This window comes from Nostoc sp. C052 (assembly GCF_013393905.1).
Lineage (GTDB): Bacteria > Cyanobacteriota > Cyanobacteriia > Cyanobacteriales > Nostocaceae > Nostoc.
This window is the reverse complement of the sequence record NZ_CP040272.1, coordinates 2,625,894-2,646,891: the sequence shown is the minus strand read 5'-3', so window position 1 is coordinate 2,646,891 and position 20,998 is coordinate 2,625,894. Positions and strand designations below refer to the sequence as shown.

19 protein-coding genes are annotated in these 20,998 nt (G+C 41.0%); 11 read left to right on the top strand and 8 right to left on the bottom strand.

What is annotated here, in order from left to right; genetic code table 11:
* Positions 1-9: 9 nt before the first annotated feature.
* The gene (gene csx19, locus FD723_RS10470) at positions 10-609 is read left to right on the top strand and encodes a CRISPR-associated protein Csx19 (RefSeq protein ID WP_179065283.1); all 600 of its coding nucleotides are present in this window, start codon (positions 10-12) and stop codon (positions 607-609) included.
* The gene (locus FD723_RS10465; protein WP_179065282.1) at positions 596-2,917 is read left to right on the top strand and encodes a TIGR03986 family CRISPR-associated RAMP protein; all 2,322 of its coding nucleotides are present in this window, start codon (positions 596-598) and stop codon (positions 2,915-2,917) included. Before csx19 ends, FD723_RS10465 begins: the two co-directional genes overlap by 14 nt.
* On the opposite strand, the gene FD723_RS10460 is transcribed toward FD723_RS10465, so the two are convergent.
* On the bottom strand, positions 2,908-3,606 hold the full coding sequence (locus tag FD723_RS10460) for a glutathione binding-like protein (protein WP_179065281.1): 699 nt from the start codon (positions 3,604-3,606) through the stop codon (positions 2,908-2,910). The two genes, FD723_RS10465 and FD723_RS10460, sit on opposite strands and share 10 nt — an antisense overlap.
* Positions 3,607-4,123: 517 nt before the next feature.
* Here FD723_RS10460 and FD723_RS10455 point away from each other — a divergent pair.
* Together FD723_RS10455 and FD723_RS10450 are read left to right on the top strand one after the other, a co-directional pair.
* The gene (locus FD723_RS10455; protein WP_179065280.1) at positions 4,124-5,089 is read left to right on the top strand and encodes a class I SAM-dependent methyltransferase; all 966 of its coding nucleotides are present in this window, start codon (positions 4,124-4,126) and stop codon (positions 5,087-5,089) included.
* Between the two features lie 411 nt (positions 5,090-5,500).
* Entirely contained in the window at positions 5,501-6,280 is a 780-nt protein-coding gene (locus FD723_RS10450) for an MBL fold metallo-hydrolase (protein ID WP_179065279.1), read from the top strand.
* A 232-nt stretch (positions 6,281-6,512) separates the two neighbouring features.
* Here FD723_RS10450 and FD723_RS10445 read toward each other — a convergent pair whose 3' ends face one another.
* Together FD723_RS10445 and FD723_RS10440 are read right to left on the bottom strand one after the other, a co-directional pair.
* Positions 6,513-7,298, bottom strand: a complete 786-nt coding sequence (locus tag FD723_RS10445) for an HAD family hydrolase (RefSeq protein ID WP_179065278.1) — start codon at positions 7,296-7,298, stop codon at positions 6,513-6,515.
* Between the two features lie 140 nt (positions 7,299-7,438).
* Positions 7,439-8,008, bottom strand: coding sequence for a Rieske 2Fe-2S domain-containing protein (locus tag FD723_RS10440; RefSeq protein ID WP_179065277.1), 570 nt, complete (start codon positions 8,006-8,008; stop codon positions 7,439-7,441).
* A gap of 294 nt (positions 8,009-8,302) precedes the next feature.
* Between FD723_RS10440 and FD723_RS10435 the strand changes: the two genes are divergently transcribed.
* Positions 8,303-8,635, top strand: coding sequence for a hypothetical protein (locus FD723_RS10435; RefSeq protein WP_179065276.1), 333 nt, complete (start codon positions 8,303-8,305; stop codon positions 8,633-8,635).
* 121 nt (positions 8,636-8,756) lie between these two features.
* Here the strand turns inward: FD723_RS10435 and FD723_RS42640 are convergent, their stop codons facing one another.
* Entirely contained in the window at positions 8,757-8,954 is a 198-nt protein-coding gene (locus FD723_RS42640) for a hypothetical protein (RefSeq protein ID WP_256875210.1), read from the bottom strand.
* A 36-nt stretch (positions 8,955-8,990) separates the two neighbouring features.
* Positions 8,991-9,125, bottom strand: a complete 135-nt coding sequence (locus FD723_RS42635) for a hypothetical protein (protein ID WP_256875131.1) — start codon at positions 9,123-9,125, stop codon at positions 8,991-8,993.
* Positions 9,126-9,539: 414 nt separating this feature from the next.
* On the opposite strand from FD723_RS42635, the gene FD723_RS10425 reads away from it, so the two are divergent.
* Positions 9,540-9,845, top strand: a complete 306-nt coding sequence (locus tag FD723_RS10425; RefSeq protein ID WP_179065275.1) for a hypothetical protein — start codon at positions 9,540-9,542, stop codon at positions 9,843-9,845.
* On the opposite strand, the gene FD723_RS10420 is transcribed toward FD723_RS10425, so the two are convergent.
* The gene (locus tag FD723_RS10420) at positions 9,842-10,009 is read right to left on the bottom strand and encodes a hypothetical protein (protein ID WP_179065274.1); all 168 of its coding nucleotides are present in this window, start codon (positions 10,007-10,009) and stop codon (positions 9,842-9,844) included. The two genes, FD723_RS10425 and FD723_RS10420, sit on opposite strands and share 4 nt — an antisense overlap.
* 81 nt (positions 10,010-10,090) lie before the next feature.
* A complete protein-coding gene (locus FD723_RS10415) occupies positions 10,091-10,330 on the bottom strand; it encodes a hypothetical protein (RefSeq protein ID WP_179065273.1) in 240 nt (79 codons plus the stop codon).
* Between the two features lie 678 nt (positions 10,331-11,008).
* Between FD723_RS10415 and FD723_RS10410 the strand changes: the two genes are divergently transcribed.
* The 5 genes from FD723_RS10410 (at position 11,009) to FD723_RS10390 (ending at position 20,602) form a co-directional block, all read left to right on the top strand.
* Positions 11,009-11,557: a PadR family transcriptional regulator gene (locus tag FD723_RS10410; RefSeq protein WP_179065272.1), complete on the top strand. Its 549-nt coding sequence runs from the start codon at positions 11,009-11,011 to the stop codon at positions 11,555-11,557.
* 57 nt (positions 11,558-11,614) lie between these two features.
* A complete protein-coding gene (locus FD723_RS10405) occupies positions 11,615-14,992 on the top strand; it encodes an efflux RND transporter permease subunit (protein WP_179065271.1) in 3,378 nt (1,125 codons plus the stop codon).
* Positions 14,989-15,405: a hypothetical protein gene (locus tag FD723_RS10400; protein WP_179065270.1), complete on the top strand. Its 417-nt coding sequence runs from the start codon at positions 14,989-14,991 to the stop codon at positions 15,403-15,405. Before FD723_RS10405 ends, FD723_RS10400 begins: the two co-directional genes overlap by 4 nt.
* 36 nt (positions 15,406-15,441) lie before the next feature.
* Positions 15,442-16,788 (top strand): efflux RND transporter periplasmic adaptor subunit, encoded by a 1,347-nt coding sequence (locus tag FD723_RS10395; protein ID WP_179065269.1) that lies wholly within the window; start codon positions 15,442-15,444, stop codon positions 16,786-16,788.
* A 292-nt stretch (positions 16,789-17,080) separates the two neighbouring features.
* Positions 17,081-20,602 carry an NB-ARC domain-containing protein gene (locus FD723_RS10390; protein ID WP_179065268.1) on the top strand — a complete coding sequence of 1,174 codons (3,522 nt, stop codon included), beginning with the start codon at positions 17,081-17,083 and terminating at the stop codon, positions 20,600-20,602.
* Positions 20,603-20,787: 185 nt separating this feature from the next.
* Here the strand turns inward: FD723_RS10390 and FD723_RS10385 are convergent, their stop codons facing one another.
* Positions 20,788-20,991, bottom strand: a complete 204-nt coding sequence (locus FD723_RS10385) for a hypothetical protein (protein ID WP_179065267.1) — start codon at positions 20,989-20,991, stop codon at positions 20,788-20,790.
* Between the last annotated feature and the right edge of the window lie 7 nt (positions 20,992-20,998).

Sequence of the window (20,998 nt, the reverse complement as noted above, 5' to 3'; positions counted from 1 at the left end):
CGAAGCAACGTGACAAGTTTATACTCATGGGAATTTAATCAAATTACTCTTGAAGCTGCCATTAAACAGTGTGCTAACTATTTAGATAATGCAGTGGGGTTATTTTATAGTCCTCAATTCTGCTGCTTTGGCAAACTCCAAGCGGATGCTACAGTCCAGAATCCTATACACATAATTGCTTTAGGTAAAGTATTTGAAGCACGAATTTTTAGCGAAAGTAAACAAGCTGAATTGCGCTGGTTAAATGAACTTAATGGGAATGGGAAAGCTGTTCTGATTAGCGAACAGATATTAGATCAAGAAAGCTTTATTAATTCAACTCTAAACATCCTAGAAAACTTAGATACTATTGACCAAACTTATGTTCTTTGGGGAGAAGGAACAAAAACCAAAATTAGTGAAGGTTGGAGTCTTTTAGCTACCGCTAGAATTGGCAAATTATATGTACCAACTGCTAATTTGAATGATAAAGAGCGAGTTTTACTAAGAACTAGAGAATATATACATGTTGTAGATGATTACGGCAATGTTGCAGTTATCGAAGAATGTTTAATCGGATTTAAACGAGTTATTAACTTAGAGCAGGATAAATTAAATGCCAAAGATTAGCAAGGGTAGACTTTCATTACAGCAAACCCAACAGGGAAAGAAATTATACGTTATCTTTGTTACTAAAAAAGGGGGATTGTCTGACCCCCAAGAAGTACCACCAGGTAATTTACACCCAAAATTAAATGCTAAACCTCTAGAGGAATTAGATGGACTGGAGGTGGATTTAGATATCTATCAAGGTCAACCTAGACGTGTTCGACCTGTAGGAGAAGATTGGAATGAAGAATTACCACCTGCTGCAAGTCCAGCTACTAATCCCAAAACATCAAAATCAGCTGTTTCTATACAACCACTATTTGAAGGTCAATTTCATAACCCCTATAATTTCGTCCCTGCTTTACCCCGTAACGAAATTCCTGATAATTCAGAACTAGCAGACAGTAAGCCTATCGGACACGATCGCTATTACCATAATCATTGGACTGGTTGCATCAGTGTCAAATTAACTACCATCACACCTTTGTTAATTCCTGATGCATCTAAATCCAAAGAAGACAGCAAAGATCATAAAACTTATCCTATTCGGAGTTTGGATGGTAAACCATATCTCCCGCCAACATCAATTAAAGGAATGCTCAGAAGTGCTTATGAAGCAGTGACAAATTCCCGATTTGGAGTGTTTGAAGATCATAGCGATCGCCTAGCATATCGCATGGAAGCTCAAAATGTTAAAGTTGTTCCCGCACGAGTTGAGAACCACAATGGAAAGTTGGTTCTCCGAATAATGGAACAGCCTTATATTTTAGGTGATGCTGCAAAATTACCTCGTTATTCTCGTGCAGGAGTTCCCAATCTCAACTACGATGACTCGAATAATATACCTCAACATAGCGATCCAGTGTGGGTCAGATTAAATCCTCAAGGTGAAGATAAGTTAAAAAAAGCAGTTATCACTCGTATACGCTATCGTCCTGAAAACTCACAATCTCCAGGAAATGGTACATGGTATAAAGGATGGGTTTATATTACAGGAGAGAATATTGAAGATAAAAAATACGAGCGAGTATTTATTGAAAGTGAAAATAACCAAATAATTACCCTTACGGAGGAAATGAAAACTTTCTGGCGAGAGCTGATTAAAAATTATCAAGAAACCCATAAAAAAGATTTAAAAGAACGCGAACAACAAAAGAGACAACCAAACGAATATATAGAGGGTAATCCTGAAAAACCTGCTTGGTCACGTCATATTTATGAGCCAAATGCAGAAGAGCTAAAACAAGGTACATTTTGTTATCTGCAACTGCAAAATAATCAGGTAAAAGCTCTTCTACCTGTGATACTTTCTCGTCGTTTATTTGAAGTTTCACCAGACAAATTATTAGATAATTCCCTTCTACATCCAGCAAAAGATTATCACCAACTTTCTCCCGCAGACCGCGTATTCGGATGGGTTAATCAGCAAGGACAAGGTGCATATAAAGGTCAACTGAGAATCAGTTCAGTGGTTTGTTTATCAAATAATCCCATCACAGAACTCAAAGGTAATAACCAAGTTTTAGCTATTTTAGGACAACCAAAACCGCAGCAATTTCGTTTTTATACCGCGAAAAATCCCCAAGGGGAACCTCTAGATAATGGTTTTATTCTTAAAGAACAAGGCTATCAGGTAAATTATCTTTCTGAGGAAAGCAAAGTTAGCCTGCGCGGAAGAAAAGTATATCCTCACCAAGGTAAATGGAATGATAATACTAAAACTATAGGAGCAAATAATTATCAAGAATATCTCCGTCTACAGGGAGAAAAAGATAATCAAAACCGTTCTATTGAAGCTTGGGTAAAACCTGAGGTAGAGTTTGAATTCCAGATTCATGTTACTAATTTATCTTCAATAGAATTAGGAGCATTGTTATGGTTATTAAAATTACCAGATGAACATTGCCATCGCTTAGGTGGTGCTAAACCTTTAGGTTTTGGCAGCGTGCAATTAGCAATATTATGGGAAAAAACTGACTTGCGCCAAGGAAAAGATTGGCAAGAATTTTACAAGTCTTTGCTACCAATTACTAAACCAGATGCAATTTTGGCGCAACGTTGTATAGAAGAATACAAACAAGTGGTAGAACAGGCTTACAACTATTCTTTTGCAGCAATTCCTTTTATCGAATCTTTTCTAAAATCTGCGAAAGGTTTTGAAGATAATAAACCAATTCATTATCCCAGAATCCAATCCAAACCAGATATTAAGGGAGAGAACTTTAAGTGGTTTTCAATGAATGAAAGTGTTAAAGGTTTGAAGTTATCTTTGCCTCCCCTAATAAATGATTCTGGTCTCCCATATCAACCCCAGAATGTTCAAAGCTGAATAGTCTTCGCCGACTGGTTAAATAACAAATCTCGTGATTTATCTGGATCGATCGCTTGAGTTTTCAAGGCTTCGGCTTTCTCATAGGCGCGAATTGTTGCTGGACGGGCTTTAATTGTCTCAAACCAGCGCTTGACGTGAGGAAAATCCTCTAGGTTTTGACTTTGGCGTTCATGGGGCACAATCCAGGGATAGGCGGCAATATCGGCGATGGAATAATCGCCAGCGACAAATTCTCTATCTGCTAATTGCTTATTCAGTACTGCATATAAGCGTCCTGTCTCATTCACGTAGCGGTTAATGGCATATTCAATCTTTTCGGGAGCATAGGCGCTAAAGTGATGATTTTGTCCCGCCATTGGCCCCAGTCCTGCCATTTGCCAGAACAACCATTCTAAAACTTGAGTGCGATGACGTAAATCTTGGGGAATTAATCTCCCAGTTTTTTCTGCCAAATATAGCAAGATTGCCCCCGACTCAAATACCGAAATTGGCGCACCTCCATCTGCTGGTTCGCGGTCAACGATCGCCGGAATGCGATTGTTAGGAGAAACTTTTAAAAACTCTGGCTTAAATTGATCCCCAGCCCCAATATTCACAGGAATTATGGTATAAGGTAAGCCGACTTCTTCCAAGAAAATCGTAATTTTATGACCGTTGGGGGTTGTCCAATAATAAAGTTCAATCATGGTTATTTTTCCTCAAATTGTGCGATTCTTTTTTAAGTGAATGGTGCGAACACCTCTTTCGGATTTATCACAAAATCTGAAACCAGGAGGCAAATGTTGCAAAAATGTATATACAGTAAGCATTTTAGCACTTAATGCCTAAAAGTATTGTCCTATATCAGGAATGGAGCTACAGCCCCATGCTTGATTATTGTGCTGCGCTATTACTGATTTTGCATTACCAAAAAAGACGAGATGGTTAAAAAAATTAACTTTTTAGTTTCTGGATTTGATATTTTCAGGTTTTGCCTGAGAGTCCTTGTTTAAAGGTCAATCTCAAATCGATAACCTCAGCCTACGTGGTTAAATCTATTTTAGATCGCCGTTTGAAAATGGCTAAAATGTTTGAATTTGGAATTGTTAACGATGGAGGTGTAGTCCGAAACTCATCTGTAGAGAAAATGGCGCTTTTTGCAAAGTTGGTGAAGTTAAAATTTAACCCCAAAACCGAGAATTTCAAATACTTAGAGAGTAACCTATGAATGAAAAAACAGTAAAAGTGATTGAAGAAAACTTATTGCCAAAAGGAGATTATGTTTCGTCAGGATTTTCCACTATCCAGCCAGATTCATATTTTCCCAATATAACTTTAGGCAATAAATATGATTCTTTTTGGCTTTATTTGCGGCGGGATATTACTCATAACTGGTATGTCGATAAGCGACAGCAGAATGTAGGATTTGTCAGCAGAGACGAGGCTCATATTATATATAATACAGCCTTAAAATTTCAGGGGAAAAAAGCTTTAGAAATAGGTTGCTGGATGGGTTGGTCAGCTTGTCATTTGGCTCTAGGCGGAGTAGAGCTAGATGTAATCGATCCGATGCTATCCCAACAATTATTTAATGAAAGTGTCACAGAGTCACTAAAGTTAGCAGGTGTGAAAGAATCTGTGAATCTAATCCCAGGATATAGCCCTCAAAAAGTAGAAGAGATCGCAAATAAATTTAAACGGAAATGGTCATTGATATTTATAGATGGTAATCACGAAGCACCGGCTCCGCTCAATGATGCAATTATTTGCGAACAATTTGCAGAAGCAGATGCTTTAATTTTATTTCATGATTTGGCTTCTCCCGACGTAGGCCAAGGCTTGGACTACTTCAAAGATAAAGGATGGAATACAATGGTCTATCAAACTATGCAAATTATGGGAGTTGCATGGCGGGGAAATGTTGAGCCTGTAATACATCAGCCAGATCCTAAAATTAACTGGCGCTTACCTCCACATTTACAAGGTTATTGTGTAAGTGGTTCAGTTGAAACTGCGGCGGAGGATAAATTTGCAGAAATTCTCAGAGCAGTTCGACCATATACTTTATTGAGTGAAGGAAAGTTATTTGCGCTTTATAGTCAGGCAAAACAAGTATATTGTTATCTTTTTTGGCTGCCAAAAATGTTACTACAAGCGATCGCTAGAATGAAACCTATCAAGGGCGACTAGTACCGCAAGGCGGAATTCAAAATGACGCTCTCTACGAGACGCTAAAAGCGAACGCAGACTCGCTCTAAGCGAAGCCATGCCGAAGGCTTTACGCTGCGCTAACAAACTTCAAAATTCAAAATGAATGCAGCGTAAGCGTTTCATCGATTTTGAATGGGTGGTTTATTTACGCCGTGTTGTACTAGCTTTGTATTATCAGCCACTTCATCCTGACGGATAACAATTTCACCAGGCTGGAAGTTCAACATTTTTAACCTGGGAATCAACTGAATTAATTGCTTATCCGTTAAGGTTGGTAAAGCAACAGATAGGTGATCTCATAGTCCAGATCAAGTTTGCCATCTTCCCTCGACACCCACAAAAAAGCTGACACGATTGATAATGAAGAGAGGCGTTATCTTCACAAAACTTATGTTTTTAACTTGGTTAGACAGTAACTCTTGGCTACTGGAAATTGGCGGTAAACGAATATTAATTGACCCTTGGCTGGTTGGTTCGTTAATTTTCAGTAACTTGGATTGGTTATTTAAAGGGTCGCGATCGCAAAACCGTCCAATCCCAGATAATATCGATCTGATCTTGCTGTCTCAGGGTTTAGAAGACCATGCACACCCACCAACCCTTAAGCTACTTGACCACAGCATCAAAGTTGTAGCTTCTCCCAATGCTGCCAAGGTAGTACAGCACTTAGGTTATACCCAAGTTACAGTATTGGCTCACGGTGAAACTTTCACTTTAGATAATCAAGTTGAAATCAAGGCTTTCCCTGGCTCTCCCATTGGCCCGACTCTGGTAGAAAATAGTTATCTCCTTAAAGATTTTCAGAGTGGTCTAACTGTATACTACGAACCTCACGGGTATCATTCTCCACAACTTCAGCAAGCCGCACCTATCGATGTAGTGATTACACCGTTTGTTGACATGACCTTACCTTTGCTTGGGCCGATTATTAAAGGACAAAATAGTGCTTTAGAAATAGTAAAATCGCTACAGCCTCAATTAATAATACCTACTGCTGCTGGTGGAGATGTGGCATTTGAGGGATTGCTGATGAAATTCATTCAGACTAAAGGAACTGCTGAAGAATTTCGTTCATTACTAGAGAAAAATAATCTGGCGACGCAAGTACTTGAGCCGAAACCAGGCGATCGCTTTGAACTACCATTAGAAAAACGAGCATTAGCAATCTAAGTTAGCTCAAGCGATTAGAAATCGCGGCTATACAAACAAAGTCCACCTCCGTAGACTAAGAGAAAATCAAGGGTTTTTAACCTACGGAGGTGGGTTTTGCCTGTGTAGCCGCGACTTCTAGTCGCCAGGATCTTTGGATATTTTTTTATTTGGAAGTCCCTAAACACCAACAAGATAGGCAATTACGCGCCAGTGCTTCACCAATAATTACGAACTACAAATTATGAATTAGTTAAAGCCAAGCGGAGAAATCTTTGGCAAAGTGAGAAAGTGATAACAACTGAATTCGTGGATCATTTTGGGCAGCTTCTCTTTCTGCTTGGGTATTGTAGCCCCAATCTGCAAGAAAAAGTTTCACATTTTCAAGGTCTGCTTGCTGTTGGACTAACTGTAATGTCTTGAGTCTATCTTCTACAAACCAGAGACTAACTAGCTGATCTCCTGCTAACTGGATTAATTCTCGCAAAATTTCATATTTAGGACGCTTGACTTCTTTACCAAAAATTGCTTCCGGTGGTAAATTTACCCCTTCTTGTTGCAACAACTGCTGCACAAAACGCCCTTCTTTAGTTGTCACAATGTATAGCTTAACTCCACTTTCAAGAGTTAATTTGATTTTTTCTACTACACCCGGATAAAATCTATGTAGACTCAGCCAACCAGCTAAATCTGTAGTAATCCATTCATCTCGCTGCTGATCTAGTTTCGCAGCAATTTCTCTTGCTTGTAGCTTGTCATCTAACAAAAGTTGTGGGGCGATGCTTGCCCATTGATGAAGAATATTTTCATCAGGAATTCCATCTATCAAGGCTTTGATTAAAACAGGCATTTCCCAACCAGTTTCAATTACAGGGCGTAAACGATAGAATCTCAAAGCTAAATCATCTGGTGGTGTATCGTTAGCAGACGACCAAATTTCAGAATAGGTACGCCATGCTACCTCAAAATATTCAATTAGTCCGTCGCAAATCACTCCATCAAAGTCCAGGGCTAAAATCGTGGGACTACTTGCGGTCATTGTTTTGAGGGTTAAAACTGCTGTTGTCAGCTTACCCGACAAATCCAAATCATGCAGTAATTTTTGTTAGTCTTTTATGATTTATGATTTGCTTAATAAAGTATGGTGGCATTGTCCAATCTAATTTGATATTGGCTAGGTTAACGAGGATCTACAGCAGGTTTGCGATCGACTAAACGGATTTGATCTTGCTTGACTACTACAGTAATTAGTGGTAAGGAACGTTTAGCTGGGCCCTGAACAACTCGCCCCTGAGAATCGTATTGAGATCCATGACAAGGACAAATAAAGTGATTTTTCTCAAGATCCCATGAGACTGTACATCCTAAATGGGTACAGGTTGGATTGATAGCGTACTCAGCAATCTTTGGCCCATCTTGGATAATCAGATAATCAATGCTGCTATCTGGCAAGCCTTTGACGAGAATTGGAATTCCTGGCTTTGCAGTTGCTAATAGTGCATTGGCGTCAATTTTTTTGCCGTCTTGAGCCAATGCCACCGATCCGGGAAGATAATTTTGACAGCGCGAATTCTTGGGATAAAGTGAGCAAAGGGTTTCTAAGTCTAGCTCACGACTTTGGCTGACTTTGGGAAATAGATATCCCATTGCTACTGATGCAGCTGTAGTACCTAGCATGTAGGTTAAGAAATCCCGGCGCGTTTTTATTCTCGTTGGAATTTTGCCATTAGTAGAAGAATTGTCTCTCATAATTAGATTTACTAGCAAAGGTCTACAACTATACTACGGCGCGATCGCACTATGATTAATGTACTTTTGTGTTTTGCTTTTTTTTAAGAGTGGTTCCGGCAACTTTAATTTTTAATTTTTATTTATTCCTGAAGTAAGAGGTTGTTTATAAACCTGAGAGCTAAAGTCTAACCTAAGATATCTTCCTCACAAAATTTCTTCTCAAACTCTCTCCAGAGAAAGAACTTTTTGCACCTTTGATTTTCTAAGCTGTTGTTATTCAAGCCACATATTTCAATAACAACTGAAATCGCCATGAGTGATAATAATCAAGAAAATCAAATTAATCAGCCAGTAAACGAAGATTGGAATTCTCCTGAACAACCCAATGTGAAGGAAAGAAACTTAACCGCGAATCCAGGAGATAGAATTTCTGATCAGCCTCAATCAATTGAAGATAAAGCTCAACAGTTAGCTGTGGATGATGTTCCAGACATTACAGGCGACAGAATCACAGTCCCGACTTACTTTGTTGTGGATGAACCCAACGGCGAAAAGAAGGCACTCCATCACGTTAAAGATGCTGAAGAAATCTCTGACGTAATTCGGCAGGCACGACTTGATGAAAATGGAAATCGAATTTGGTAGTAGTTGTTTATGGAAGACGCAGGGATACAGAGAAGTTATCAAATACTCTCTGCTTCTTTGCGTCTCGCGCTGACAGCAGGTTGAAGATATTTTCCTCTCCATTGGAATACAGGAATACATTCTAAATTAAATCAGAATCTTTAGTTGTATTAGCATTTGTTTCGCTCCGAATCTTTGCAACTTCGTTTTTTATTTCTTTTGGTAAGAACTCAGTTCTTTTTGTCTGTAGTCTAAGCCTTTTATATAAAGCTTTCTGCAAGTCAGCAGCCAGACTATTAATAACTTTTGCGCCCCAACCCTGCTGCTGTTGGCGATTCAGAATATCTCGCCCAATTTGCCAGTAGAGTAATACTAATTATTTGTTGACTGCAACTGCGGCACGTAATTGAGCGCTAGAAATCCGTGTTTTTAGTTCAGTTAAAAAATCTTCATAACCGATAATCTCAGATGCGCCCCTTTGTAAAACTTCAGATTTATCATCTTTAGGCATAAAAAAGAATTAACGCTACTTCTATTCTGCCAGCATTACACCAACTTTTGATATTAGTTACATAACAATTCAGCGTTGCATCAGTATTTTTGCTGTATTGTTCAAAGAAGGATGTGAGTTAAATTTACCAGGATTTACGCAAGAGCGATCGCCACAACTTCAACATATTTTCATGAAAAATATTTTTTAGCGTCCAAATATTAAAGGTTCTAAGAAGTCGCCACTTGCACCTTTGACATCAGAGTATACAGCTTCAATAATATTCTTATGTAAAAATCCATACTTGTACAAAAATCTTACTTATTTTTGCTGAATATACTCAGATCCAAAACCCGATCGGTTAGCTCTCAGTCTATTTGGCTTTTACGAATCAAATGAGATTTTTAGATCAACTGGTATTAATAGGGTTGCATTATGCTTTTCTCGAATTCAAGAACCAGCTTAAGAACTCGTCCAAAAAATAATCAGATAGGTGCAGTTTTTTGGACTAATAGTAACGTTATCCTGCTCACTGGATATTTGATAATTCTACCGATTTGCACACTGATAACTTTATCCTTATTATTGCCCTTATTGACTGCTAGCTTATTTGCTGTCACTAGAAACTCGTACCACTCTACATCGATTCCTTGGATAGATGATGCATCTGAATGTGAACATACTGGCAGAAATTGGAGCGATCGCAAATGTTGGGATGATAAACACAATCCCCTGTTCTAGTCTGCAAACTCTTCTGACAAAATAGAGCCCATAGCTATTTTAACGATGTCAAAATATGCCGGGTGATTAGCTTTGTTAACGATCGCTAAAGAAATAGATCCTGCCACTAAGATAACTAAAAGTGGCGAAATTGGTTCTAACCCAGAGCCCTTGTTGTTGAGCATGATATAATCTCCAAATGGAAAGTTACGAAGCCTTTGGCTAAGTGGAAGTTAGCCAAAGGCTATTTATTGTCAAGATAGGCCTTAACCCCAAGACTCAAATATCATTGCGATCGCAAATAGACAGATTAGGAAAATTGCTATCCTCGCAACCCATAACCGTAGATTTGCGGATAAAAGCATCCCAACTATCGTATTAGCCCCCAAAGCGTGAGACACAACCAAGGCTATTACCAGCCCCAGCAGCCCCAGCAGAAAATATTTGAGTCCTATAAAAAACCACCTGAACAGCAGATTATCGTTATCTTTGAGACTGGGTTTCATAGTTTTTTCCTGTTTTGAAAGTTGAATCTAGGCAGCAGTTAGCACTCCCCTGACACACTAAAGAAACAGCGAATATCCACAGTTTTGCTCCCACCAAGTCAAAATACACAACAGTCCTACTCCTGAGTAGAGTGGGAATGCCAACGAAGGTGGTCTTAATATTTGCAGATCGTGAAAAATTAAGCTCTTTGATGAATTACCAGGGCAATCTGGTTAGATGTTCAATGCGCGTAATCACACAGAAGCGCACTACGCGCATTGAACCCTCGAAATTCCTACAGGCAATTTGTATACTTGCCTTTTTCAGAATTTGCAGTTCCAGGCTTTGCCTTCATCTATTACTCACTAAGTTTCTTTTATTCACCCGTAAGCTTACTAAGTCACCGTTGTTTCAGCGGTTAAACTCACTATAAGATAACTAAGTGAGTTAGGTCAAGGTAAACTATAAAGAAAATTATTTAAATAGCATAAGATACTACAAACTCAGCTAAAGTCTCCAAATTAATCCTGACTTTTGGGACTTACAAATAAAAAAACTAACCTGTCTCACTCACCCGTAGCCAGTACACAGGTAACTTATGTGAGATCACAAGGAATTCTGACAATTGAACCTTAAGTACTTGGCTAAAAAGGCTCAATTTGATATGGTTAATCAACATATCAGATTGATATATCAAAATGCTGAAGTTGGCAGTATTAGGTTTATTACAGCGAGAACCATTAAACGGTTATCGGCTCAAACAGCAACTAGAGATGTTTATGAGTTGCAGTATTTGTGTCAACTATGGTGCGATTTATCCTCTTCTGAAGCGCATGGAAGAACAAGGTGAAGTGAGCTTATGTGCAGAACAAATAGAAGAAGGTGGGCATTGTGGAAAGGTATATGAAATTACACCCCTCGGCAAAAACACTTGGTATCGAGAGATGTTGGCATATCCTCATGAAAGCTGGGTAAATGCGCGATCGCGATTCCTAATCAAATTTTTTTTCTTTAGCCATTTATTACCCAAAGAACGAGTGCAGTTAATTGAATATCGATTGATGTCATGTCAGTTACGCCTTGCAGAGAAAAAAGCAGTTGAAATTACTGATGATTTATATCAAGCGAAAGTGCAAAGACGGGCATTTGAAGTGATCGAATCAGAAATTGAGTGGCTAGTTGAGCAACTCCAAACAGAACAACTGCAACTAGCTCAAATGCCAACCTCAATCAAGAGTAATGAGTAATGAGTGATGAGTAAAACAGCTTTAACACCAAAAACTTTTGAAGTATCCTAAGTAACTATGTGGATCGTCAAAATTGCTTTACGTCTTCCGTACACATTCGCGATCGCAGCTTTGATGATTGTGATCCTTGGTGTAGTAACAATATTTAGCACACCAGTTGATATTTTCCCCGCAATTAACATCCCGGTTGTCAGCGTAGTTTGGACTTACACTGGTACCACATCTGAGGAAATGGCACAGCGAATCGTCACCATTAGCGAACGCGCTATGACAACAACCGTTGGTGACATCGAACATATTGAGTCTCAATCTTTAAGTGGTGTTAGCGTCGTCAAGGTTTTTTTCCAACCTAACGCTAATATTGCCTCAGCAGTGGCTCAAATTACCTCTGTCAGCCAAACAATTCTCCGCCCTTTGCCACCTGGGATTACACCGCCATTCATCATTCAATACAACGCTTCTTCCGTGCCGATTATCCAGATGAGTGTCAGTAGCAAAACCTTGCCAGAAGAAGCACTCTTCGACTATGCTACCAACTTCGTCCGCACCCAATTAGCAACAGTACAAGGAGCGAGTGTACCTCTGCCCTATGGTGGTAAACCCCGGCAAATTATGGTTGATATCGATCCCCAAGCGATGTTGGCTAATGGAATTTCTGCCCAAGATGTGACGAATGCTGTCAGTGCCCAAAACCTGGTTTTACCGGCAGGGGGTATGAAAATAGGCGATCGCGATTTCGCCGTCCAAATCAACAATAGTCCAGATGTGGTGACAGCCCTCAACGACTTACCGATTAAGCAAGTTAATGGTACTATCATTTCCATTCGTGATGTCGCCCAGGTAAGAGATGGCTTTGGTGTGCAATCAAATATTGTACGTCAGAATGGCAGGCGCTCGAGCTTACTTAGTATTCTGAAGAGTGGCAATGCCTCAACAATTGATGTGATCGAGCGAGTCAAAAAAACTTTGCCTCGTATCCAATCCACCTTACCCCCAGAACTGAATTTAGCGTTTTTGTTCGATCAATCTATATTTGTGAAAGCTTCTATTGAAGGCGTTCTCAAAGAAGGATTGATTGCAGCCTGTCTCACCGCGCTAATGATTTTGATTTTTTTGGGGAGTTGGCGCAGCACCTTAATTGTAGCCGTATCGATTCCCCTCTCGATGCTGGTTTCGATTATTGTTATGAGTCGTTTGGGACAAACTTTCAACATCATGACCTTAGGTGGTTTATCCTTAGCGGTTGGGATTCTGGTAGATGATGCCACAGTAGAAATTGAAAATATCCACCGAAATCTCGGACAAGGTAAACCAATTAAGCGAGCAATCTTAGATGGGGCGCAGCAAATCGCCACTCCAGCACTTGTAGCAACATTATGTATTTGTATTGTCTTTGTGCCGGTCGTGTTTCTCAGTGGAGTGGCAAAGTACTTATTTGTCCCGCTAGCGATGGCGGTAGTATTTGGGATGCTTGCTTCCTATGTGCTATCTCGGACTGTAGTACCGACAATGGCAAGTTATCTTTTACCATCCGAAGCGGACTGGCATAGAGAAAACGAGGAGCATCATGGTAACAATAACCATCATTTAGATTCGCCAGTTCAGAATAATAATGGTCACGACAGCCATTATATAGATTCGCCAGTTCAAAACAATAATGGTAGCGATAACCACCACCAATCAGAAGAAGCAGCAATGAACACTGCCGAACCTGTGAAGAAAGATTGGATCTGGCAACTACACGAAAAATTTAACCGACAATTTGAGAAATTTCGCAGCTGGTACTATGGTGTCCTGACCTCAGCATTAAATCACCGTCGCATAGTCTTTGTGCTATTTGGTGCTTTTATCGTCAGTGCCGGAGTTTTGTTGCCGTTCGTCGGTCAAGACTTTTTCCCGGAAGTCGATGGTGGTCAGTTTAGCCTCCATGTTCGAGCCTTACCTGGTACTCGTTTGGAAGAGACAGAGAGAATTGTCAGCCAAGTTGAAGGCGTTATCCGCCAGACAGTACCGAAAGAGAATCTCGCTCTGATTCTGGATAACATCGGCTTACCTACAAGTGGCATTAACCTTACTTATGGCTACAACGGTGCGACAATTGGGCCGGCTGATGCTGATATTCTTGTCTCCCTAAAAGAATCTGGTGCAACTTATTCTTACATCAAAGAACTCCGCCAGAAATTGAAAGCGACATTCCCCAACTACACTTTCTTTTTTGAGCCGGCTGATATTGTGACTCAAATTCTCAATTTCGGTTTGCCTGCTGCTGTTGATGTGCAAATATCTGGCCCTCTGAAAAATTCAAAAGCCAACTTTGAAATTGCCCAACAAATCGCCGCGCGGATGACGCGTATTCCTGGGGCTGTAGATGTACATCTCCAGCAAGTTGTCGATGCTCCCAAATTACGTCTTGATGTCGATCGCACCGAGGCTCAACAATTGGGGATGACCCAGCGTGATGTTGCCAATAGCGTCCTCACTTCCTTAAGTTCAAGCGGTCAAGCTGCAATCAACCAATGGCTCGATCCCAAAAAAGGCGTGAGTTACACTCTGGCTGTACAAGTTCCTCAATATAAACTTGACTCTATTGATAGCCTGAAAAATACGCCAGTTGGCAACGGTCAAACTGCACCCCAACTTTTAGGTAATTTGGCTAGTGTCAAACGTGACACAGTGATGCAAGTTGTGAATCACTACAACATTCAGCCAGTTTTCGATATCTACGCTAACTCCTCTGGTCGTGACCTGGGGGGAGTTGCCAGCGATGTCAATCGAATCATCGCTGATTATCAGAAAAAATTGCCTAAGGGAAGTCAGATTAATATTCGTGGGCAAGTGCAAACGATGAACTCTTCCTTTCTGGGACTTGGTTTAGGACTTGTGTTTGCAATTGTGTTGGTTTACTGCTTAATGGTAGTAAACTTCCAATCTTGGCTCGATCCCCTGATTATTATGATGGCGCTGCCGAGTGCCTTAGCAGGGATCATTTGGATGCTGTTTGTCACCCGCACCACCCTAAGCGTTCCTTCGTTAATGGGTGCAATTATGAGTATCGGTGTAGCAACATCAAACAGTATTCTGATGATCACTTTTGCTAACGAGCAACGTGTAGAAGGAGAAAATGCCTATAAAGCATCCTTAGCAGCAGGTTATACAAGGTTGCGTCCGGTGCTAATGACTGCCTTAGCCATGCTCATCGGCATGATACCAATGTCTCTTGGTCTTGGTGAAGGTGGCGAACAGAATGCACCTTTGGGTCGCGCTGTAATTGGCGGTTTATCAGCGGCAACAGTCGCGACTCTGATCTTTGTACCTGTTGTATACAGCATTATGAGGCGTCAAGCACCTCGTCCTATTGATGAGGATGATGACGATTTAAATTTCTCAGATCCAAAGACAGCCTACTCGTTGTCATCATCTCAAGGCAAGTCATGAGCAATTCAAAAGGTCGCACTCAGAATTCTCTAAGGGAACTCCAAGAAATAAATTATCCAATATTGTGGCGTGGGCATCTCGCCCGCCATATAAACTGGGCGGGCAAGATGCCCACCCCACAAGAAGGAATTGGATATTTTTTTATTTGGAAGTCCCTAACTTCTCTACGAGACTTGGGCATTGGTCTTTGCGTCGAATGGCACAAAGAAAAGGCGAAAGGCTTGTGTCATCTCGTTCCCAGTCTTCAGACTGGGAATGTATTCCAAGAGGCTCTGCCTCTGGTCAGCCCACTGGAGGCGGAGCCTCCGAGAATGGGTTCCCAGCCTGGAGGCTGGGAACCAGTTAGGGCAAAGCTTATAGCTTTTCTTAGTGCCATTCGTCTCTGCGTCCCCAATCCCCAATTCCCATACTAAATTGCTGCAAATTAGATAATACAGGACAGTTTACCTATGGATTCTCAACATCGTCCATCTCCTGATTCTGAAGAACAAAAGACTTCTAAAAAACAAAAACGCGGCATCGGTGGAATTGGTTGGGCTGTAATTGGTGCTGTTTTTTTTGGTAGTTTACTGGCCATCGGCATTCTACCCCGGTTGGGCCAAAAGTCAGAATTACAAGCAGCAGTAAAGGAAGCAAGCACAGTACCCTCAGTGAACGTGATCGCTCCCCGTCGCGCTACTGGTGCTACGAAAGTGGAACTACCTGGCAATGTTGTAGCCCTAAATCAAACGACCATCTACGCTCGCAGTACTGGCTATTTACGGCGGTGGTATGCAGATATTGGCGATCGCGTCCGAGCCGGTCAGTTGTTGGCAGAGATTGATTCCCCAGATACCGATCAGCAAGTTCTACAAGCGAAGGCAGAGTTAGTGCAAGCACAAGCCAATGTGTCTCAAGCTCGTGCTAATTTAGCTAAAGGTGTTTCTGATTTGAAGCAAGCCCGCGCTAATCTCTTGATAGCACGTCAGAGTTGGGAGCGTTGGCAAGTTCTTGTGAAGCAAGGTGCAGTTGCTCAACAAGATGCAGATACAAAATATGCCACATATCAAGCTAATCTTGCTAGCGTTGAGGCAGCACAAAACACCGTTAATTCTGACTCTGCCAACATCAATGCAGCGCAAGCTAACGCCTACGCAAGTCAAGCAAACTTCCAGCGTAATACCGTCTTGCAGTCTTATAAGAAAGTCACTGCTCCCTTCGCAGGAGTGATTACTGCACGTAACGTCAATACAGGTGTTTTGATTTCAGCAGGTAATGGCAACACCAGTACCAGCAACACTAGCAATAGCAGCCTTTATACTATTGCCGCTTATGACAATCTAAAGGTAAATGTGAGTGTTCCACAGAGTTTATCACAGTCACTTCAAACTGGACAAACAGCACAAATTACAGTTAGAGAGTTACCCCAACGAGTGTTTACGGGTAAAGTAGTGCGTACTAGCAACGCTATAGATCCAACTACTCGCACTTTGCTGACACAATTAGAAGTACGCAATTCAGACGCGACGTTGCGACCTGGGATGTATGCCAATGTCAGATTTGCCATTAACCGCGCCAATCCTCCCTTTGTTGTGCCAGATAGTGTTTTAGTCGTTAATGCCGGAGGTACGCAGGTAGCAACAGTAACTAAAGACCACACAGTGCATTATCAAAAAGTTGCCGTTGGGCGAGATTATGGTACTGAAGTAGAAATTACATCAGGTCTGACAGGAAATGAATCGCTGATTGCCACTCCTACGGTTGATGAGACAGAGGGCTTGCATGTGCAGCCAGTCGCACAAAGTCAGCGTAAATAATTATCGTTGGGATAATGCAGGGGAGGCAGGGAGCAGGGGGAGAATAATAAATTTTTAACTCCTAAATCCTAAATCCTAAACTCAGCACTCGTTACTCAGCACTCTTTAAGTGAGGTACAATAAACTCATTGGCGCGATCGCGCACCTCATCAGAAAAAGAACGACAAAGCCCAAGAAAGCATTCCCAGAGCAACAAATGTCTACCCCGAAATATTGAGGGGATACGAGATTGGCAGTAATGTTATCTCACTATGTGAGATAACATTAGTTTGTAGTGTGTCTTTGTGTGAGTATGAGTGTCATTCCCGAAAATGTTCTTTTGGCTTTCGCCGAAAAACAGTGCTTGTCTAGCAGCGAGATCGAAGTGTTTTTATATGCTGTTGAGGGACAATCGCCAAATGCGATCGCGAAAAAATTGGCAATCAGTGCCGAAGCAGTACGCAAAAGATTAAGTGAAGTTTACAAGAAATTTAATGTTATTGGTAGTGGCCCAGGTAAGCTCACTAAGTTACAGCAAGTTATTGAATCTGAGTATCAAGCATCTTTATTGAATGAAAAATCCATTACCCAAAATCGCCAAGATTGGGGTGAAGCGCCTGGTGTCTGCTTTTTTCGGGGACGCATAGCAGAATTGTCTCAGCTACAGCAGTGGTTGATCGAGGATAATTGCCGACTAGTGGCCATATTGGGAATGGGCGGAATTGGCAAAACCGCTTTATCCGTGAAACTGGCAAAGGAAGTTCAGGAAAACTTTGAGTATTTGATTTGGCGAAGTCTCCGCAATGCGCCACCTGTAGCCGAGATGTTAGCAAACCTGATCGGATTTTTATCTGATGAAAGAGAAACAGATTTGCCAGAAAGCATAGATGGTAGAGTAACACTGCTGATTCATTATTTACGAGAGCATCGTTGTCTTGTGGTATTTGATAATACAGAGACAATTTTACAAGAAGGCGATCGCGCCGGACACTATAGACATGAATATGAAGATTATGGTCAACTACTGCAACGGGTAGGAGAAGAACTACATCAAAGCTGTTTGGTGCTGACATCTCGCGAAAAACCAAAAGAATTTGCTCCTTTAGAAGGACAAGAATCACCAGTTAGAACATTATCATTAGTCGGTTTAGAACAAACAGAAGGGCAAGAAATTCTCCAAGATAAAGGGTTATTTGGTTCACCACAAGAATGGGCCAAACTAGTTGAGAAATATTCTGGTAATCCCTTGGCGTTAAAGCTAGTTTCTCAACCAATTCGGGAGTTATTTGGTGGTGATATTGCTGCTTTTCTGGCTGAAGGTGAGATTATTTTTGGCGACACCCGAAATTTACTAGACCAGCAATTTGAGCGGTTATCAGAGATCGAAAAAGAAATAATTTATTGGCTAGCAATCAAACGTGAATTAGTTTCTCTAGACGAATTGCTCAATGATATTGTGCGTCCCTTGCCTAAAAGGGAAATGATGGAAGCACTAGAATCACTGCGGCGGCGATCGCTAATTGAACAAAGAAAAGCAATTTTCACTCTCCAGTCTGTGGTGATGGAATACATTACCGACCGACTGGTTGAACAGGTTTGTCACGAAATTACCACTCGCGATCTGAGACTATTTATGAGCCATGCTTTAATGGAAGCAACGGCAAAAGATTATATTAGAAACACTCAAATTACCCTGATTATTAAACCAATCATCGATAGATTATTAAATATTTTTAGATATGCTAAAAATATTGAACATCATCTATATCAAATTTTATTGTATCTGCGACAGGTTCCCCAAACAGCAGCTTATGCAGGTGGAAATCTGCTAAATATCCTTTGTCAATTACAAACTGATTTTAGCGGCTATGACTTTTCTAACTTAATTATTTGGCAAGCATATTTACAAAGTGTGAATTTGCATCGAGTGAATTTTACCAATACTGATTTAGCTAAGTCCGTTTTTGCAGAAACTTTAGTTAGTATTTCGTCAGTAGCATTTAGCCCCAATGGAAAACTTTTGGCTACAGGTGATGCTGATGGCAAGACTTACTTGTGGCAAGTTGACGATGGCAAGCTACTTTTTAGCTGCATTGGACATAGCAGTTGGGTAAAATCAGTAGCTTTTAGTCCCGATGGGCAAACTTTAGCTAGTGGCAGTGATGACCAAACAGTGAAGTTATGGGATGTTCATGATGGTAAATGCCTGATAACTTTGCAGGGACATAGCAATTGGGTCAGGTCAGTTGCCTTTAGTCCCGATGGTCAAACTTTGGCTAGTGGCAGTGAAGACCAAACAGTGAAATTATGGGATGTCCGCAATGGTAAGTGCCTGATAACTTTGCAGGGAAATACCAATCGAATTATGTCAGTAGCTTTTAGTCCCGATGGTCAAACTTTGGCTAGTTGTAGTGAAAAGCAAACCGTAAAATTATGGGATGTTCGTGATGGAAAATGCCTGAAAACCTTACAGGGGCATAGCAGTTGGGTACGGTCAGTTGCTTTTAGTCCCGATGGGGAAATTTTAGCTACTGGCAGTGATGACCAAACCGTAAAATTATGGGATGTTCATGATGGTAAATGTCTGAAAACTTTACAAGGACATACCAATCGGGTATGGTCAGTTGCCTTTAGTCCCGATGGGCAAACTTTAGCTAGCGGTGGTGACGACCCGACAGTGAAGTTATGGGATGTTCGTGATGGTAAATGCCTGAAAACCTTTCAGGGACATACTAATCGGGTACGGTCAGTTGCTTTCAGTCCCGATGGTCAAACTTTAGCTAGTGGTAGTGAAAACCAAACAGTGAAGTTATGGAATGTCCAAAATGGTAAATCTTTGACAACCTTGCAGGGGCATAGCAATCGGGTTAGGTCAGTTGCCTTCAGTCCCGATGGTCAAACTTTGGCTAGTGGCAGTGAAAAGCAAACAGTAAAATTATGGGATGTCCGCAACGATAAATTTATCAAAATTCTGGAGGGGCATAACAGTTGGGTACGGTCAATTGCCTTCAGTCCTGATGGTCAAATTTTAGCTAGCGGTAGCGAAAAACAAACCATTAAATTATGGGATGTTCAGACGGGACAATGCCTCAGAAAATTGCAGCAACATACCAATCGCATTAGGTCAGTTGCTTTTAGTCCCAATGGTCAAATTTTAGCTAGCGGCAGTGACGACCAAACAGTGAAATTATGGGATGTCCACACCGGAAAGTGTCTCCAAACCTTGAAAGGGCATACCAGTTGGGTAAGATCGGTTGCCTTTAGTCCCGATGGTCAAACTTTAGCTAGTGGCAGTGAAAACCAAAGAGTCAGGTTATGGGATATTTATACAGGAAAATGTATCCAAATTTTAGAGGGACATAGCAATCGCATCAGGTCGGTTACTTTCAGCCCAGATGGTCAGACTTTAGCTAGTGGCAGTGATGACCAAACAGTGAAGTTATGGGATATTTATATGGGCAAGTGCTTGACAACCTTGCAAGAACATACAAATCGAGTCTGGTCAGTTGCCTTTAGTCCCGATGGACAGACTTTAGCTAGTGCTAGTGAAGACCAAACAGTAAAATTATGGGATGTCTACAATGGCAAGTGCCTGAAAACCTTGCCAGGGGCTAATTGGGTAAGATCGGTTGCCTTTAGTCCCGATGGTCAAACCCTGATTTGTGGTAGCCAAGATGAGACAATTAAGCTTTGGGATGTATCGACGGGTGAGTGTGTAAAAACACTGCGATCGCCACGACCCTACGAAGGAATGAATATCACCGGGGTTACAGGGTTAACCGCAGCGCAGTTAGTGACGCTAAAAGCTTTAGGGGCAGTGGAAGTTAACAATTAAAAATTTAAAATTTAAAATTTAAAGACATTTTTCAGATGGGGATATAACCCCGACAGAAACTAGCGCTACGTGCAATGCTTGGGGCCTTAAACCTTTTTATTTACGATGGAGAGCAAAAATAAAAGGTAAAAGAATGAATTTTGCCTTTTTGATTCATCCCTTTACCTTTTTTATGTACCTGATGCTTATTTCATGTTAGCCCTTGCTTCCTTAACTGCGGCAAAGAAAAATAATCCTGTGAGTGGAATGCTCAATACCAGAATAATCGCCGTGGCTGTGACACCAAAATCTGGTTGCCCGTAACCGAGTTCAAAAATCGAACCAACGGCGGCGATCGCACTTACACAAGAACCACCCAGAAATAAACTGCTTTTTGGAGTTAAATACACTACTAGC